This window comes from Mycoplasmoides pirum ATCC 25960, assembly GCF_000685905.1.
In the GTDB taxonomy this organism is placed as follows: domain Bacteria; phylum Bacillota_I; class Bacilli_A; order Mycoplasmatales; family Mycoplasmoidaceae; genus Mycoplasmoides; species Mycoplasmoides pirum.
The window spans coordinates 21264-41393 of the sequence record NZ_JMKZ01000001.1 but is presented as its reverse complement, the minus strand read 5'-3'; the positions used below and the strand labels follow the sequence as shown (position 1 = coordinate 41393).

The 20130-nt window shown below is 26.3% G+C and carries 13 protein-coding genes and 2 rRNA genes; all 15 read left to right on the top strand.

The genetic code is table 4. The features are described 5' to 3' along the window. Positions 1-205: 205 nt before the first annotated feature. The 15 genes from T397_RS0100180 (at position 206) to T397_RS0100105 (ending at position 20096) form a co-directional block, all read left to right on the top strand. Positions 206-3114, top strand: a 23S ribosomal RNA gene (locus T397_RS0100180). Between the two features lie 54 nt (positions 3115-3168). Then, positions 3169-3273, top strand: a 5S ribosomal RNA gene (rrf, locus tag T397_RS0100175). Positions 3274-3357: 84 nt separating this feature from the next. After that, positions 3358-3810: a Panacea domain-containing protein gene (locus T397_RS0100170; RefSeq protein ID WP_027123706.1), complete on the top strand. Its 453-nt coding sequence runs from the start codon at positions 3358-3360 to the stop codon at positions 3808-3810. Next, entirely contained in the window at positions 3800-4348 is a 549-nt protein-coding gene (locus T397_RS0100165; RefSeq protein ID WP_027123705.1) for a hypothetical protein, read from the top strand. The genes T397_RS0100170 and T397_RS0100165 overlap by 11 nt, the downstream gene beginning before the upstream one ends. Positions 4349-4500: 152 nt before the next feature. After that, complete coding sequence (locus T397_RS0100160) at positions 4501-5097, top strand: hypothetical protein (protein ID WP_027123704.1); 597 nt, start codon at positions 4501-4503, stop codon at positions 5095-5097. Positions 5098-5328: 231 nt separating this feature from the next. Next, a complete protein-coding gene (locus tag T397_RS0100155) occupies positions 5329-5925 on the top strand; it encodes a hypothetical protein (protein WP_027123703.1) in 597 nt (198 codons plus the stop codon). Between the two features lie 142 nt (positions 5926-6067). Further along, positions 6068-6490: a hypothetical protein gene (locus tag T397_RS0100150; protein ID WP_027123702.1), complete on the top strand. Its 423-nt coding sequence runs from the start codon at positions 6068-6070 to the stop codon at positions 6488-6490. Between the two features lie 137 nt (positions 6491-6627). Further along, positions 6628-7953, top strand: coding sequence for a hypothetical protein (locus T397_RS0100145; protein ID WP_155947915.1), 1326 nt, complete (start codon positions 6628-6630; stop codon positions 7951-7953). Between the two features lie 338 nt (positions 7954-8291). Further along, positions 8292-10424 (top strand): hypothetical protein, encoded by a 2133-nt coding sequence (locus T397_RS0100140; RefSeq protein WP_027123700.1) that lies wholly within the window; start codon positions 8292-8294, stop codon positions 10422-10424. Positions 10425-10522: 98 nt separating this feature from the next. Beyond that, a complete protein-coding gene (locus T397_RS0100135; RefSeq protein WP_027123699.1) occupies positions 10523-12589 on the top strand; it encodes a hypothetical protein in 2067 nt (688 codons plus the stop codon). A 102-nt stretch (positions 12590-12691) separates the two neighbouring features. Next, positions 12692-13627, top strand: coding sequence for a DUF5655 domain-containing protein (locus T397_RS04145; RefSeq protein WP_052663025.1), 936 nt, complete (start codon positions 12692-12694; stop codon positions 13625-13627). A gap of 168 nt (positions 13628-13795) precedes the next feature. Further along, positions 13796-15922, top strand: a complete 2127-nt coding sequence (locus T397_RS0100125) for a hypothetical protein (protein ID WP_027123698.1) — start codon at positions 13796-13798, stop codon at positions 15920-15922. 127 nt (positions 15923-16049) lie between these two features. Then, entirely contained in the window at positions 16050-17840 is a 1791-nt protein-coding gene (locus T397_RS04140) for an AAA family ATPase (protein WP_162150119.1), read from the top strand. A 478-nt stretch (positions 17841-18318) separates the two neighbouring features. Then, the gene (locus tag T397_RS0100110) at positions 18319-19170 is read left to right on the top strand and encodes an aldo/keto reductase (RefSeq protein ID WP_036449051.1); all 852 of its coding nucleotides are present in this window, start codon (positions 18319-18321) and stop codon (positions 19168-19170) included. A gap of 80 nt (positions 19171-19250) precedes the next feature. Continuing rightward, positions 19251-20096 carry an MIP/aquaporin family protein gene (locus T397_RS0100105; RefSeq protein WP_052663024.1) on the top strand — a complete coding sequence of 282 codons (846 nt, stop codon included), beginning with the start codon at positions 19251-19253 and terminating at the stop codon, positions 20094-20096. Positions 20097-20130 lie beyond the last annotated feature (34 nt).

Below are 20130 nucleotides of genomic sequence, written 5' to 3'. Positions count from 1 at the left end.
ATTTAAATGTTAAAACCCATCGCAAAGCAAATTTGATGTCAACATTTATTTTGGTCATGATTTTATCCAGTTTTGAGAGAATTAATCTCTCCTATTACTTTAAATTTTTAAAGTAGTAGAGATGGTTCTTTGAAAACTGAATACAACAAATCTTTCTAGTTCTTTGTGTGAATAACACAAATATCAAATGCTAATGGATATCAAAAAATAAGTTACTAAGGGCTTATGGTGGATGCCTTGGCACTGACAGGCGATGAAGGACGTGCGAACCTGCGAAAAGCTACGGGGAGTCGGTTAGAGACGCTAATCCGTAGGTGTCCGAATGGGGGAACCCAGAATATGGAAACATATTTTATTTAATTCTGAATTCATAGGGGTTAAAAGCGAAACGTTGCGAAGTGAAACATCTCAGTAGCAACAGGAAAAGAAAACGAAAGTGATTCCGTGTGTAGTGGCGAGCGAAAGCGGAACAGGCCAAACCAGGAGCAATCCTGGGGTTGTAGGACTACAATGTGGACTTTGAGTTGATAGGAGAAGTAGTTGGGAAGCTACACGATACAGGGTGATAGTCCCGTAACCGAAATCAAATCAATACCTAGTAGGATCCTGAGTACGTCGGAAAATGTTATTTTGACGGAACCTGCCCAAACCATTGGGTAAGCCTAAATACTAGTCAGTGACCGATAGTGAACAAGTACCGTGAGGGAAAGGTGAAAAGAACCCAGGGATGGGAGTGAAATAGATTCTGAAACCATATGCCTACAACGTGTCAGAGCACATTAATGTGTGATGGCGTGCGTTTTGAAGTATGAGCCGGCGAGTTATGATGGCAAGCAAGTTAACCTTTAGAAGGGGAGCTATAGCGAAAGCGAGTTTGAAATACAGCGAAATATATGTTTGTCATTATAGACCCGAAACGGGTTGAGCTAGTTATGGGCAGGTTGAAAGTAGAGTAACATCTACCGGAGGACCGAACCGACTTTCGTTGAAACGACAGCGGATGACCTGTGACTAGGGGTGAAATTCCAATCGAAACCCGTGATAGCTGGTTCTCGTCGAAATAGTTTTAAGACTAGCGTAAGATCACGATAGATCGGAGGTAGAGCTACTGAATGTATGATGGCGGCGCCTTGCTGTACTGATTACAATTAAACTCCGAATGCCGATTTATCTATTCTTGCAGTCAGACAGTGGGGGATAAGCTTCATTGTCACGAGGGGAAGAGCCCAGATCATTAAATAAGGTCCCCAAAATATGCTAAGTGGAAAAGGATGTTGAAATACTTAAACAGCAAGGATGTTGGCTTAGAAGCAGCCACCGTTTAAAGAGTGCGTAACAGCTCACTTGTCGAGTGTTTCTGCGCCGAAGATGTAACGGGGCTAAGCATATTACCGAATTTATGGATGATACGCAAGTATCGTGGTAGACGAGCGTTGTATTCTGGGATGAAGCCAAACCGTGAGGATTGGTGGACTGAATACAAGTGAGAATGCCGGTGTAAGTAACGCTTGAGAGTGAGAATCTCTCAAACCGATTGACTAAGGTTTCCTGGACGAGGGTCGTCCTTCCAGGGTTAGTCTGGACCTAAGGTGAGGCTGAAAAGCGTAATCGATGGACAACAGGTTAATATTCCTGTACCGACAATGCAACTGATGGAGTGACGGAGAAGGTTAATGGTTCCCTATTATCGGATTTAGGGTTAAATAACAAGACTTTGTGGTTGGCAAATCCGCCACATTTAAGGTCAAGTTATGAATACGAGCGAACGTTTCGGCAAGTAGCGAAGAATCATATATCACGCTTCCAAGAAAAACTTCTAGGGTTAATTGCATAGTTGCCAGTACCGAGAACGAACACACGTAGTCAAGGAGAATATCCTAAGGTTAGCGAGTTAACAATAGTTAAGGAACTCTGCAAATTAGCCCCGTAAGTTCGCGAGAAGGGGTGCTCAACGTAAAACTTGAGCCGCAGTGAAGAACGAGGGGGGACTGTTTAACTAAAACACAGCTTTATGCTAAGGCGCAAGCCGATGTATATGAGGTGACACCTGCCCAGTGCTGGAAGGTTAAGGAAGGGGGTTAGCGCAAGCGAAGCTCTTAACTGAAGCCCCAGTGAACGGCGGCCGTAACTATAACGGTCCTAAGGTAGCGAAATTCCTTGTCGGGTAAATTCCGTCCCGCTTGAATGGTGTAACCATCTCTTGACTGTCTCGACTATTGACTCGGTGAAATCCAGGTACGGGTGAAGACACCCGTTAGGCGCAACGGGACGGAAAGACCCCATGAAGCTTTACTGTAGCTTAATATTGAGCAAAATTTCGACATGTAGAGCATAGGTAGGAGACTTTGATGCAAGTTCGCTAGGACTTGTGGAGTCATCAGTGGAATACTACCCTTGTTTAAATTTTTCTCTAACTGGCCGCTGTTATCCAGTGGCAGGACAGTGTTAGGTGGGCAGTTTGACTGGGGCGGTCGCCTCCCAAAAGGTAACGGAGGCGCGCAACGGTACCCTCAGCACGGTTGGAAATCGTGTTAAGAGTGTAATGGTATAAGGGTGCTTGACTGTGAGACTTACAAGTCGAACAGGTAAGAAATTAGGTCATAGTGATCCGGTGGTTCAGAATGGAATGGCCATCGCTCAACGGATAAAAGCTACTCTGGGGATAACAGGCTGATACTGCCCAAGAGTTCACATCGACGGCAGTGTTTGGCACCTCGATGTCGACTCATCTCATCCTCGAGCTGAAGCAGGTTCGAAGGGTTCGGCTGTTCGCCGATTAAAGAGATACGTGAGTTGGGTTCAAACCGTCGTGAGACAGGTTGGTCCCTATCTATTGTGCCCGCAGGAAGATTGCAGAGATTTGCTCTTAGTACGAGAGGACCGGAGTGAGGATACCACTTGTGCTCCAGTTGTACCGCCAGGTGCACCGCTGGGTAGCAACGTATCAAATAGATAAACGCTGAAAGCATCTAAGCGTGAAACTAACTCTAAGAATAATCTTCCCATCCCGCAAGGGAGTAAGAACCGTTAAAGACCATGACGTTGATAGGTTATAGCTGCAAGCATCGTGAGGTGTTTAGGTGAATAATACTAATCGTTCGAGGACTTATTTTGTTCATTATTGCATTTGATCTAGTTGTTGTATTTAGTTTTTAGAGAACCATCACGTGTGGTATAGATATCGTCGTGGAAACACCTGGTCCCATTCCGAACCCAGCAGTTAAGCACGATGGAGCCGATGGTAGGGCAACTGAGAGTAGGAAAATACCACGCAAAAAAATTAATTACAACTTACTTAAATGTAAGTTGTTTTTTATTAATGTTAAAATATTATTGTATTAAAGGTCTTTATAAATTATGGAACGTAATGTAACTACTTTGGCTAAATATTTATTAACTAAAGGAATTGATTCACCAACTAAAATTCAAAAGATGTTATTCTTTTTTCGAGTTGAAGAATTAAAACAAAATCCTAATCCAAAGAATTCTTTTTTTAGCAAAGATAAAAATTTTCAAGCTTGAATTTATGGTCCTGTAAATGTCCCTAGTTATTTAGTAATTCAAGAATGACATAATAAAGATATTGAAAAAGAAGCTTTATTGTTAAGTGACAAAGAAATGAATGAAATTGACAAACAATATGGTGCATATTTTGAAAAATATGCTGGTGAATCTAAAGAATGATTAATTGATGAATCGCATAAAAATGTTGCTTGAATTAATGCTAGGGGTTCATTGGGTTCTGATGAAATCTGTAAAGAATATTTAATTGAAGACGAAAATTTTATTAAATTTAGAGATGGAAATTAGATTTAATTTACTTCAATTTCATTCATTTAAAAAGAATAAAGAATTTAATAATTACGTTTATATAAAAAAATTTGATTTTGATAATTTGTTTTATAAGGAACTCGTTGATCAACTTAAAATTATTAAAAAATATAGTTCATTAGATAAATTAGTTGGTGCAAAACTTAAAAGTATTCACGAACTTAATAATGTTGATATTAATAATCTTCAAAATATTATTAAATCTGAATACAAACAATTAAATGAAAATATTTTGCAAATGACAGAAAATGTTGAAAAAGATTCTTATAAATATTTTCAAATGCCTTTAAATGATAGGTCCAGGTTAATGTGTTTATATTTAAATAACATTGCTTACCCTTTAATTTTTGATTTAAAACATTGTGTTCATAAAGTTAAAGAAGATAAAAATTATCATTTTCAAAATCATAGCAAATATGAAAAAGATCCTTGAAATTTTGAAGAAGAAAACACAAAAGAAATAATAATTAACAAAATTATTGCAGATTTAAATAATAGTAAAAACGCTTTAGTTTAATTTCAAACAATGTTTTTTAAAAAGCAACCCATTTAGTGTGGGTTGCTTTTTTTTTTTTTTTTTAGAATAAGAAAATCATTTTTTAAAAAAATGGATTTATGTAGATCTTATAAAATTTAATTTGAATATTGTTTTAAAGGAAAATACAAAATATGTATAATAAAAAATTTTTTCTAATAATTTTTGCATTTATAAGTTTAATGTTTTTTATTGGTTTTTGTTTGATAATAAGTTATTGTTCATCATCAGTTGTATCTATTACAAATCAAGAAATACAAAGACTTAGTACATTAAGTTCTATAGGAGGTTCTTTTATAATTATTGGTTGTACTTTTGGTTTAGTTATATCTCTTTTTCATGCAGGATTAGCTTATTTAGTTTTTCAAAAAAGAAATCTTAATTCAAATTACTTAACACCCTTTGTTTTTAATTTAATTTCCTTTGTGTTTTGATTTATGACATCAGTTATAGGATTGTTTGCAATCACTAATGGAAATTTCTTTTCACAAATTGTTGATTTAAATTTAATATCATCATCAACAAATTTAAATATTTTTGGTGGTTTTAAATCATATCCCACAATAAATGACAGTAATTGAGCTGGTTATTTTGGATCAGATATGGCATTTTTCTTATTAAGTTTTGTTTTATTCTTCATTACTAGAAAAAAATATTTAAATTTTAATGCAGCAATTCTTTCAAAAGAACAAAGTAATGCACTTAATCAAAATTTGACAAAAGAATCTTAGACATTTTTAAATTTAAAAAAACGAAACAAAGTTATATATAGAAAAACATTTAATAAAATGAATATAAATTCAAATAAAAGCAAATTTTTGAATTAAATTTTAAATAATGTTTCTTTTTAAAAAGCAACTCATGTAACCTGAGTTGCTTTTTTTTTTTTTTAGAATAAGAAAATCATTTTTTAAAAAATGGATTTATGTAGATCTTAATTGTTTGTTTATAAGGAAATTTTAATGAATACCAATAATAAAAAGTTTATCAATTTATTTTTTGTTTTAATAAATGTTATGTTTCTTGGTGGTTTGTGTTTAATAATAGCATATTGAATTTTAGCAGACAAATCTGTTTCAAGTCAACGAATTCAAACACTTAGTTCGTTAACTTCAATAGGTGGTTCTTTTATAATTGTTGGTTCTTCCTTTGGTTTGCTTGCATCTTTTTATCATTTTGGATTAGCTTATTTAGTTTTCGAAAAACGAAAACTTGATTCAAATTATTTTAGACCCTTTGTATTCAATTTATTTTGCTTTGTTCTTTGATTTGCAACATCAGTTATAGGATTGTTTGCAATCACTAATGGAAATTTTCCTGCTCAAATTATTAATTCCACGTTAGTAACAAATTGAAACGTATTTGGTGGTTTAAAATTAAATCCCGAAATAAATGAAAGTAATTGGACTGGTTATTTTGGTTCAGATATTGCACTTTTACTAATAAGTTTTGGTTTTTGTTTTATTGCTAGAAAAGAATATTTTAATCACAATAAAATCATTTCTTTACAAGTTTCCAATCAAAAAACAGCAAATCAAAATTTAACAAAGGAATTTTAATTATTTTTTGATTTAAAAACGTTAATTTTTGAAAAGTTAACTTACTTAATACAAATTGTTTTTTTGGAATAAATGAACTATTTGATTAAAAAAGGAAATTATATAAATTTATGGAATTCAATTCATATATTGTTTTTTCTTATTGTGACGATTATCATGTTGAAAATATTTTAGAAGAAAAAAAAGAATTTCTAAACTTATAGATTTAGGTATTGATGATTTACGTAATCATTTCGAAAACAAAAAATGTTTATACTTGGGTTGTCCAGGATCAGCAAACCCAATTTGTCAATCTATAATATATGATTCAATCAAAATTACTTATGATAAAAACAAAATATATTCTTTTGAATATAATGTTAGATGTTATGAAAATGATGAAGGTGTATTTAAATTAAAAATAAGTTCAAATTTAAACGATAAAAAAATTCTAAGATTGTTTTTGCAAAGATTGCAATTGTACAAATATATAAGATGTAATAGTTGTAGATGTACAAGAGGTTCCTTTTGAGAGGATCCATGCAATTGTTGTAACAATTTTTTAGAGTATGAACTTAAAAAATAAATTAAATTTATAATTAATTTTTTATAAAAGCATTTTTTAAATAATTGTGAAAAATTTACTAATATTTCTAATACTCTTCTTATATGGGAAAAAAAGCATTTTTAAATTTTCTTAAGAATAAAATTAATTGAAAATTAATGATTATTTTATTATTTTTTCAATTGCTACCAGTAATTTATAAAACTACAAGAATTTATTTTTTAGGTAATTTACCCGATGAGAATGCTTTTAATATTGCATCTCAAATACTTTGACTTAATGTTTTTTATGAAATAATAAATGAATCAATAGTGATTCCATTGTTTTTTGTTTTTTCTAAATTGAAAGAAAATAAAAATTGAAAACATGTTTATTCATTAATAACAATATTTGTATTTTTTGTTTATTTAATATTTACTATTTCTATATTTTTTAATATTGATAATATATTGTTAAGTTTAATTATTAATAATGAAAATTTATTCTTAAGATCTAGTGAATACATAAAATATGAAGTTTGAGGTACTTTTTTATTTTCTATTTTTTCTTATTTATTTTTAACAACAACCATTTTTAAGTTTGATAAGTACATACTTATTAATGGAATTGTTTGTATTGCTTTTACATTTTTTTCATTTATTTTTGATTTATTTTTTATTACAGATTTTAGTTTTTCATTAAAGTTGTCCATTAAAGGAATAGGAATAAATTCTATAATAGTAAATTTTATTTGTTGTGTAATATTTGTAATATATTTATCTTTGCCAAACATTAAAATATGAAATTTTAATTTTAAAAATAATGTTAATGTAAATAAAGAATATGTTAAACAATATTTTTATTTATTTTTAATTTCATCTATAGAAGTACTAGTTAGAAATTTATGTTTTTATTTTATGATAATAAATCCAATAAATTCATTAAATAGCTCAGGAATATACTGAGTCGCAAACGATTTTATATGAACTTGATTACTTTTACCTATAACAACTATATCTATTTACATTAAAGAAACTTTTATATTAAATGATGAAGAAAATAATAATTTATTTAAATATCAATTGTTATTTTATTCAATATTTATTTCAATTATTATTTTTATTTGATTAGTTACAATTCCAATTAATCCTATATTTATAAAAAATGTTTTAGGATCAAGTAATGAATATAAAAGTGTCTCTCAATTGATTTTAATTCTTATTCCTTTTTATATATTCTTTGCGTATAGTTCTATATTTGATTCCATTTTTATAAGGCAAGGAAAAATATCATATTATTGTATCCAAAGTTTGATTGTAAATTTAACAGTTTATCCTATTTATTTTGCCTTGTGAAAAACAAATATATGGACACCAACTTTAGAAAGTGTTGCTATTATGTTTGGAATTGGTATGCTTACACATTTTGTTGTAGATATACCTTTGTTTTTATTATTTTTGAATAACAACAAAATAATTAAATTTAAATTTATGAATAAACACTAAAAATCATTAACAAATTTATTATATCGTGAAAGCAATAGTTTCAATGTTTCAAAAATTGAATGATAATTTTCAAATAAAAATAGTACTAAAATTAATTATTAAAACATATAATTTGAATTAGAAAAGCAAGTAATAAATTTTTAAAAACTATAGGTAATAAATTGCAAAATACAATTGTTAAAAAACTTATAAAAATTTTTAATAATAAGAATTTATTGCATAGCAATGGAACAAATTAATACTTAACTGATATAATTTTATTTTTAATTATTTTGTTTTTTTTGATAAGATTTATAGGGTATTTTTTATTTTTAAATTTCTTAAATTAGGTAAATTTCATGAATACAAGTGTAAAAAAATATTCATTTTTTGTTTTTTTGTTTTTGATAATTTTTGGATTAGTCATAATAATCCCGACCTTTTCTAATAAAAATTATGTTAATTTAAATTTAACAAATCAAAAATCTGAAATTACTTCTGTTTCACCTACATATAGAAGTGATAAAGTTGATATTCAAACCGATTTGTCAAAACATCCAGATTTTAAAAATGGAACTTTATTCTTATTGCCTGGTCAAAATGATTTCACAACTATTAAAATTAAAAACATTAGTGAATTAAAAAATGTCAATGTATCAATAAAGAATTCAAATATTGTAAAAGTTTCTTCTATAAATGAAAACACTCTTGAAATTATAGGTTTGAAATTGGGGGAAACAGAGTTAATTTTTAATGCTGATAACGCAAATGATTTAAAAATTTCTGTATCTGTTGGTAAAGTAATTCCTTCAAATATTTTAGGAGAAACAGAAGGAATTGTTGCAACAACGAATGGTGTTTATAATTACAAATATGAAAAGATAGGTAATAATAATTTTGACAATTTAACAAAAGATGACTTGTGAGGAATTTCAAATTACTTTATAGTAACAAAGTATGGAATATATACAACATGAAACACACCAATTGCAAAACAATATTGAGGTCAACTTAAAAAAGATGACTTTATTTGAGCAAATGGTTATTTTTTAGTTTTAAAACAAGGAATATTTAATACTGAAAATCAACAAGTGAATAATGAGTACTGAAATGAAAATTCATCTAAAAAAGATATTCTAGCTTCTTCAACATCAGTTTTAGTATTAAATAATTATGTTATTACTTATGGACCTGGAGAACCATTACAAATCAACAAATTGGCTCGAAAAATAACATTTGATGATATTTATGGTTTATCAGATTCAATGGTTGCTACAACTGTGGGTGTCTTTTCATATAAAAATAATGTTTTCAATATTTCATTAAATGATTTAAGAAGAGATGAATTTATTGGAATATCATTGAATTTTTTAGTAACAACAAGAGGTGTTTTTTATAGTGACGGAAATAATTATGTTATGGATTATGAATCTCATTATTTAAATCACTTAAAACATGATCAAGTAATTGCTGTAACTAATAATTTTCTTATTACAACAGAAATGATTTTTCCACTTAATCGCACTGATTATTTATCAATAAATTTAACAAAGGATGATTATATAGATTCTTCAACTCATTGGATTGTTACTAAAAAAGGAATTTATCATTTTTCTCATAAGATAGAAAAAATTAATACTTCTGATGAAATTAAAAATATAAAACAATCAGATTTGTTGTGCATTACTGATTCTATTGTTATGACAAAGCAGTATGCTTATTTATCTTTAGATGATGGTTATATAGCAAAACCTATATCTTTAAATTCTAAAGATGATATTTATAGTTGATCTTGCAATAGAGTTTTTACTTCAAATGGAATTATGACTTTATCAGGTTGATTAACTACATTTCCTGATTTTCTTAAAATAAAAAAAGAAGAAATAATTCAAACACCTAAAGATGATGGAATTTATTGACCTTTAGATAAAAACACTGGTTTTGACGAACAAAAAATAAAATTTAATTCTGAAAAAATAGCTGGCTCAGCTGTATTTGTAACAAACGGGGGTATGTTCTTTTCAAATGATCAAATTACAGATTTTGTATTAACACCCACATTTAGTAACTCTAATCCTAATTGAGACAATGAGTCTTATCTTATACCAACAACTATAAACAATAGTGGCCTTTCTGCCGGCGTGTTAACAGCCATTATTGTATCATCTGTGGTATTTTCAATAAGTTTGTTAGGTTTGTGTATATGAATTTCACATCGTAAAAATCAAAAAATGAACACTATAACTCATAAGAAAATTGATCGATTGGAAAAATCTACTATTTTGGTATTTAATAAATTAAATGATAATTTACAAAACAAAAAACAACCACCAAAATTAATTACAAAACACACTAATTTTAAATTCAAAAATAAGCAAGCCGTTCCAAAAGCAGTTTTTTCTACTGATTTGAAAAATTTAAAAATTAAAAAACCTGTAATAATTTCTAATACTAAGAATTTAAATGATGATAAAAAAAGAATTTCTAATTAATTTTTATGTTTTTCATGATTTGTAATAATGTGTTTTTTGAAATGTCAATAAATTTTATTTAAAAAATTAATTTTTAAATTCAGGAGTTTTAGATATTTATGAAAAAATGAAATAATACTAAAAAAATTTCAGTATTGAAAAATTCGTACATGAAAAAAATAAATTTGATTTTGTTAGCTTTAGTTTTATTTTTGCCTATTGCAGCATTAAAAAGTAATTTTTTATTACCTAATATAGAACCTAATCAAAAAATTTCAGTTGCACAAACAAATGAAAATAAATTTTATTTAGATACAAAAAGTGTGTCAACAGAATCTATTGATGTAGATGTAGACCCAAACAATGCAATTATTTTGACTGATAAAGAACCGGATAGTCAAATTCATATTAAGAATTACAAAAAATTAATTAATGTGTCAGTTGTTTGTGATAAACCAGATACTTTACAAGTAGTTGACATGAAAGATGGATCAATTAAATTACGTGCTTTAAAAATAGGAAGTAGTACGATTACTATCAATGCAATTAATGCTCAATATCCAATTAATTTCAAAGTTACAAATGGATATTTCAAACCTGATGATATATTAAAATCTTATAGTAATTTGTTGGTAACTACAAGAGGATTATTTGTAATTCAACAAGGTAAAATTAAACAAGTTTTTAAAGATACTGTTCCTAGTTTAACTAGTGATGATGTTATTGCGGCTACTAAAAATATTCTTGTAACTACTAAAGGTACATTTAATGTTCATTCGCCTGATAATATTTCATTAATTGATGTTAAATTACCTGCAAATCCTTCCAAAGAAGATATTTGAATGATAAATGCTTCATCAATTTTAACAGCAGGTGGTTTTTATTCATATACTGGCAAACAAATAGAAACTTCTGCAGCTATTGATAGTAAAGATAAGTTAATATATAGTTCATTAAATGTTGCTATTTTTCAATCATTATCATCAGCCCCAGATGGTAAAAAAGATACAGTTTATTATTGTTCAATGTCACATGAACCCAAAAAACTAACAAATATCCCCGATGTTAATAAAGATGATTTTATTATGACATCATCATTTACTGATGAATACAATGAGGTAGCAATATTAACTAAAGATGGTTTATATAGAATGGATAATGATAGTAAAATAGATAAATTTTCAAAAATGATGGGAGACACAACTATTGATAATAATAGTATTTTTGGAATGACAGAAGGTATTGTTTTAACCTCTAAAGGAATTTTTTCATTAAGAAAAAATGAACAAATGTGAACTAGTAAATATACTACATTATCAAAAGATGATATTTGATATTTGGGCGGAAATGCTGTAGTAACTAAAAAAGGAATTTTAAGTTCTAATGATCAAACTCTAGGTGATAGTTATTATTCTTATGACAAAGGCGAATTTACTAAAGATGATATAGTTGCCATGACACAATGAGTTGTTTTTACCAAAAAAGCAGCTCTTGGTTGTGGTTCTTCAAGACCTACATATAGTTTAGATTTAACTAAAGAAGATTTAATTTCAACTTCAGATTTTTATTTATCCACTAATGATGGTAATGGTTATTTATTTGTTACAAAAACTGGTGTTTATAAATTTACAGATTCAGATTGTAAAGAAATTAAAGGAATTAATAATTTTAAAAAAAATGAAATTATGGCTACCGGAGACAGTTATATTCTTTTTCCAGGTAACACATATTGAATAAATGGTAATACAGGATATATTAATTTGTCATTTAATGACATTAAAACAAACTTTCCTAAACCTATGGATGTTGATGTAAATCCGAGTGATTCTACAAGTTACATGACAAGTTGAATTATTGGTGGAGTCTTTAGTTCGATTATTGTAATAATTGCTTCTATTGTGTTTATAAGTATGTTTGTTCATAAACATAATAAAAAAACTAACAAAAAAATAGATGTTTTAGCAAAAGGTATTGTGAGTGTTTTCAAAAGTTTAGATTCTAGTATTAACAAATTAAATAGACCAAAACAATTAGAATCTAAATCAAATCCAAAAAACATTAATTATCAAAAAGTACAACAAGTTAAGAAACCTTTTAAACCGATAAATAGTTCTCAAAACTTTGTTAGAACGAATAATAATGTAAAACCACCTATTTTTAAATCAGTTAAAATACCAAAAAAATAATTTTATATTTAAAACAATTGCAACAATAAAATTAACTTGTCTTTTTTTTTTTTTTTAAGATATCAAATACACATGTATTAAAATTTTAATAAATTTTCAATTATGAGTAAACCTATTCTTTTTGATATTGATAAAAAAAATACTATTAAACCAAATTCTTTTTCAAAAGAAAAAGAATTGCAAATTATTGTTGAACAAAACATGTTAAAAATTTTTAACATTGAATTTTTAGAATCTGAATATCCTTTTAATGATTTAAATTTTGGACCAGGTAGAATAGATTCTTTAGGTATAGATAAAGAAGGCAGACCTGTTATTTTTGAATACAAATTAAAAGAAAATGTAAATGTAATTAATCAATCTATATATTATTCGCAATGATTAAAAAATCATAGTGAATCATTTGAATTATTATTAGTGAAGAAATTAGATGAGGCAAAAAGAAAATTTTTTATTGAGAAAAAAAACATAAAAAATCCTAGAATTATTTGTATTGCTAAAAATTTTAGTAAATTTGATAAACAAATAGTTGGTAATAATGACATTCAATTATTTCAATATTATCTTTATGGGGAAAATAATCGATTTATTGCATTTGAATTAGTAAATGGATTACCTAAAACTTCTAGTGATATAGATTATCATAGCAAAGATAATTATTTAAAAAGTAAAGATGATTTACAGTCTATAAAAGCAATTTATGATGAGTTAAATTTAGCTAAGAAAAACCTTGTAGATAATCTTATTTTTTTAATAAATAATTTAGGAGAAAACATATCTTTAAATTGACAAAAATGATATGTTACATTCAAAAAAAATAATTTTTTCGCTTCATTTAATCTTAGAAAAAGTGGAACTATTAAATTATTTTTATGTTTAGATTATGATGAAAGTTCAATGAGCCAATATTCATTTATTAGAAATGTCAAAAATGTTGGGCATTTAGGTGTTGGTGATGTTGAAATAACTATTGAAAATGAAAAAGAATTAGAAGTTGCGATAAAATTTATTAAAAAATCATTTGAAATTAATAATTAACACATTAAATGTATTAATAACTTGTTAAACAAATTTGATTTATCAACACTTTAAACATTTTTATTTAATAGTTATAATTTTTAATTTTTTAAATTTATTTTGTATCTTTTGATAATATTTATTTAGTTATTTTTTTATTTTTAAATTTCTTAAATTAGGTTAAATTTCATGAAAACAAGTATAAAGAAATATTCATTTTTTGTTTTTTTGTTTTTAGTAATTGTTGAATTAGTAATATTGAGTTTAATTCCTTATAGCAAAAATTTTAATAGTCTAAATTCATTAAATCAAAAATCAACATCTGCATTAACTTCATCTATATATAACAATAATAAAATTGATATTAAAACTAATTTGTCAGAACATCCAGATTTTAAAAATGGAACATTATTTTTATTACCAGGTGAAGATAACTTTACAAATATCAAAATTGAGAATGCAAGTGAATTAGAAAATATTTGTATATCAGTAAGTAATCCAAATATTGTAAAAACTAATTTTTTAGATAAAAATATTATTAAATTAACAGGTTTGAAAATAGGAAACACCAAATTGATTGTTCAAGCAGACTATGCAAATAATTTGGAAATTTCTTTGCATGTGGGAAAAGTTATTCCTTCTAATATTTTAGGAGAAACCGAAGGAATTATTGCTACCACAAATGGTGTTTATAATTATAAACATGAAAAAATAGGTAATGATAATTTTAATAAATTGACAAAGGATGATTTATGAGCGATTTCAAATTATTTTGTAGTAACAAAGTATGGAATATATACAACATGAAATCAACCCATTGCAAAACAATATTGGAATCAGATGAAAAAAAGTGATTTTATTTGAGTAAATGGTTATTTTTTAATTTTAAAACAAGGAATATTTAATACTCAAGATCAACAAACAAGTGAAGAATGTTGAAATGAAAATTCATCTAGAGATGATATTCTAGCTTCTTCAACATCTATTTTAGTATTAAGTAATTATGTAATTACATATCAAGGCGGACAAGCATTACAAACTAATAAATTAAGTTGGAAAATAACAAGTAATGATATTTATGATATATCTGACACAATGGTTGCTACATCTGCAGGCGTTTTCTCATCTAGTTGAAATTTATTTAAAGATAATCTAAAAGATTTAAAAAGAGATGAATTTATAGGAATATCTAAAACTTTTTTAGTTACTACACGAGGCGTTTTTCTATATGACGGAAAAGAATTTGTTTTAAATAATTACACTTATTATTTAAAAAATTTAAGTAAAGATCAAGTTATAGCTGTAAATAGTAATTTCTTTATTACCACACAAATGATTGTTACATGAGATTATAATTTTTCATTTATAAATTTAACTAGGGATGACTATATAGATTCTTCAAGTCATTGAATTATTACAAAAAAAGGAATTTTTTATTATTCATATGGAAATTTAAGAAAGATAAGTTTACTTAGTGATGAATACAAAAATATAGATAGATCAGATTTGTTGTGCATTACTGATTCAATTTTTATAACAAAGACAGCTGCTTATGGTTATGATGCTGTTCAAAATATTCATCAAACCCATTATTTGTCATTACGTTCTAAAGATGATATTTATAACTCATCTACAATTAATGTTTTTACTTCAGAAGGAATAATAAATCAAAAAGGATCATCAGTTGAAAAATATCCTGATTTTTCAATGATAAGACAAAATGAAATTATCCAAACTCCTAAAGATGATGGAATTTATTGACCTTTAAACAAAAATACTGGATTTGATGAACAAAAAATATGATCTAATTCTTTAGGAATTGATAAATCAACTATTTTCACTACTGAAAAGGGTATACTTTTTTTAAATGATATAAATTCAGACGCACAATTAAATCCACTATTTAATAATCCAAATCCTAATTGAGATAATGAATCTTATTTATTGCCATCAAAACAAAACAATAAAAACCTTTATGTGGGCATATGAGTAGGTATTATTACATCGGTTGCAGTAATTTCAATAAGTTTATTAGCTTTGTGCACATGAATTTCACATCGTAAAAATCGCAAAATAAATGTTTTAACTTACAAGAAAATAGATCGTTTAGAAAAATATACTATTTTAATGTTTAAAAATTTAACTAGAAATTTACAAACGAAAAAACCTACACCTATATTAATTAGTAAATCAAACAATTCAAATGTAAAATATAAAAAACCCGTTTTGAAACCAACGCCATTTATAAAAACACAAAATATAAAAATTAAAAAACCTGTAAAATTTTTTGATAATAAAACTCAAACACAAGCATAATTAATTGATATTTATACAGTAAATTATAGAAAGCAATTTCACATAAATGAGAAATTGCTTTTTTTTTTTTTTTTTAGAATACCCCAACTATAAAATTAATTATAAGTATTTTGTTTTAGGAAAAATTGTGTCAGGTTTAATTGTAGGAATATTGATTTTATGTGGAGCATTAGGAGTAATAATTTGAAAATTAGTACAATTTATTCTTAGAAATCAAAAATATTGAATAATTGTTGATTTAAATCAACCTAATGTTACAGAAGAAGAATTGGATAAAATATTAGCTGATATTTCTATAAGATACAATAGAAAAGAATTATATATTAGTGGACAATTTAGGCAATGATATTCTAAACATAAATGTCCTTATTTTTTTATGTTTGGAGATAAATATTTTAGCCAAGATATTTGTAATGATATTAGAAAGCATGACATATCTGCATTTTTTATAAAAAAAAATACAAAAAATGAAATGTCACTTTACAATTGCAAAACAACAATACAATTTAAAAACACTAGTAAAATTGAAAAAATAGATAATAAATCTGAATCGAAATTTGGTATAGTTGATAATTTTTATTATGTAGTTATAAGTAATATTCAAACTTGACTAGACAAAGAAGAACTTGATCAAAGTTTGTTAGAAATTTCTAAAAATTATAGAGAATCTATTTATTCTATTGGCGAATTGGAAAATGCTTATGCTTTAGGAGTGGAATATTGTTTTATTTTTGAAGAAACATATGATAAGTATAGTTCATACAATTTATTAGATGAGGTTATAGTAAAATTTCGTGAAAAAAATGTTAATGCCATTTTAAAAATAGGTAATGAAATAAATAAAAATATACAACTTGATGAAAGAAACATTTATTTAAAAGATGATGAAATTATAGAGTGCCATTCTGAATCTATTGAATCTGATTATATTTCATCCAACAAAAAATATGAAATTGATTTATCTCAAATATTATCTTTTGAAAAAATTCAAAATTATGATTCTTTTTTTTCTGAAAAAATAATAGGACAAGAAGTACCTATTCAAAAAATTAAACAACAATTAATTACTAAATTATATGAAGTTAATAATAATGAAGATAGTCGTCCGGCTGGAATATTTTTCTTTGTTGGTCCCACAGGTGTTGGCAAAACAGAATTATGTAAACAATTAAGTGAGTTTTTATATAACAACAAAGAAATTAATCGTTTAGATATGAGTGAATATAAAGATGATGTAGCTATTAGTAAAATTATTGGTGCTCCTAATGGATTAGTTGGTTATGAAGAAGGCGGTGTTTTAACAAATAAATTGAATAAGAATCCCAATGCTATTATTCTATTTGATGAAATTGAAAAAGCTCACAATTCAGTTTTTGATTTATTTTTGCAAATGTTTGATGAAGGTTATATTACATCTAACAAGGGAGAAAAATATAATTTAAAAAATAGTTTTATTGTATTAACTTCCAATATTGGCGTATCAAATATATCGCCTAATCATAATTATGAAGAAATAGTCAAAATAATTAATGAACAAGTTTACAATTTTTTCACATTTGAATTAAATCGACCTGAAATTTTAGGTAGGATAGGTAAAGAAAATATTATAGTTTTTAACACAATAAATAAAAAAGCAGATCAATATAAAATATTAGATATTTATTTTAATCAATTTAATAATAATTTTAAGACACATAATATTAATATTTCATATATTAAAAATGATGTTTATAACAATATTTTAAATAAAGTTGATGTTACAAAAGGTGCTAGAGATATACGAAATGAATTTGATGAATTTAAAAAACATTTTAATTTAGCATTATTTGAAAACAAAATTCAATTAGACCAAATTCAAAATAAAACAATTTCCTTTGAATATATAAAAAACCAAGTTTATTTAAATTTGATTAACTAAATTAATTATTTTTTAATTTATAGGTGTGTTTAATAAAAATGAATTTTTTAGCAAGATACGAAAAAATTTTTCATACTTCAAAAGAATTTAAAATGTGTTTTTTTTGTAAAAATTTAACTAATTATTTTTCCGTGCCTTATAAGAATGAATACTTTTTTGTTGCACTTCCATCTTTAATAATTTCAAATTTAAATAAAAAGAATTATATTGTTTGCAATTTATGCTTTTGATTTGCGGGAAAGAATTGATATTTAATTTTTAATGAAATAGGTTATGATAACAAATATTTCAAATTCGAATGTTGTATTTGCAAAATGAAAAGTTATCAATACATATATTTTGAAAAAAACGATTGAACAGGATATAGAATTTGCTTAAATTGTTTGCCTATGAATTAAATTTTTAAACGTCTTAACAAAAAATTTTTTTATTTATTGTAATATATCAAGAAATATAAACTTTTTTTAAGGTTATTTATATGGAGAAATCTGTTAAACTAAATAATGGTATTTTAATGCCATTAGTAGGTTATGGTGTTTATGAAATTAATGATAATGATGAATGTGAGAAATGTGTTTTAGATGCACTTGAAATAGGTTATCGATTAATTGACACTGCTGAATTTTATAAAAATGAAATTGGTATTGGAAATGCAATTAAAAAAACTAAAGTACCAAGAGAACAGATATTTTTGATAACTAAAGTTTGAATTAAAAACTTTAAACCTAATGAAACAAAAACAGCAGTTTTAAATTCATTAAAAAAATTGCAAACATCTTATATAGATTTAGTTCTAATTCATTGACCAAAAGGTGATTATTATTCAGCTTGAAGAGAACTTCAAGATTTATATAAACAAAAAATAGTTAGAGCAATAGGAGTTTCAAATTTTAGTCCTGAACGTTTGCTAGATTTAATTAGATTTAATGAAATATGTCCAGCGGTAAATCAAATTGAAACAAATGTTTTTTTACAAATGCATGAAGCAAATGTATTTATGAATAAATATAATGTTGTTCATCAAGCATGATCACCATTAGCTAAAAAACGTTTAAAAGAATTGATAGAACACCCTTTATTAATTGAGATAGGTAAGAAATATAATAAAAGTTCAACACAAATTGCTTTAAAGTTCAATATACAAAGAAACATAGCTATAATTCCCAAAACAATAAATAAACAAAGAATGATTGAAAACATTAATATTTATGATTTTGAATTAACTGAAAATGATATTAATTCAATTAAAAAAATTGATGAAACTAATATTACAAAAATGCATTGGGATAAACCTGAATTTGTTGATTACTTACTAGACAAAGAATTTTAATAAGGTTTGTAAATATAAAAAAATTCAATATAATAAGAAAACTTTTCAACACAAAATGTGTATATGAGGAACAATAATTTATGACTCCAATTGGAACTTGATTATTAGCTCTTTTTTCTGAATTTATCGGAACAGCTATATTAATCTTACTTGGTAATGGTTCTGTAGCAGCTGTGTCTTTTAAAAGAATGAATGCTAATCAATCTGGAAAATATATTTTAATTGCGTTAGGATGAGGTTTTGCAGTTTTCATTGGTGCTGCAGTTTCTATAGCAATGGGTGGTTCAGGTTGATTAAACCCAGCTGTTGCTATATCAAATTCTATAGCTTCATCAAATGGAACTTGAGTTGATCCATTAGTTTTGAAGGGTATTGCTGCACTAAATGGAAATGGGGTAGTAGATTTAAGTATTAAAGGTGGCGCTATTGCTGCTACTTTCTTTATTGCATTAATATTTGAAATTTTAGGTGCAATGTTTGGACAAATCATTTTAGACTTCATTAATTTTAAATTCATTAAAGATCGTGAAAATGACATTTTAACAATTAGAGGTATGCATTGTACAACTCCTGTTTATAGCAATAAAAAAGATAGAGCGTTGATATATAATGTTGGTTACGAATTTGTGGGCACAATTGTTTTATTAGGTGCAATTTTAGCATTTAATCAAGTTTCTGCATTATCTAATCCTATATTTGTTGCATTAGTAATTATGTCTATTGGTATTTCATTAGGTTCTGCAACTGGTTATGCAATTAACCCAGCACGTGACTTAGCTCCTAGACTTGTATTCTTTGGTTTAATTAAACAATTTAGAAGAAATGAATATACTTCAACTATTTGTGACTGACAATATAGTTGAGTTCCTATTGCTGGACCAATGGTTGCTGGTTTGATTATAGGTTTAATTGGCTTAGCTGTATAAACTCATATTCAATAGTATTAAATTTAATATAAAC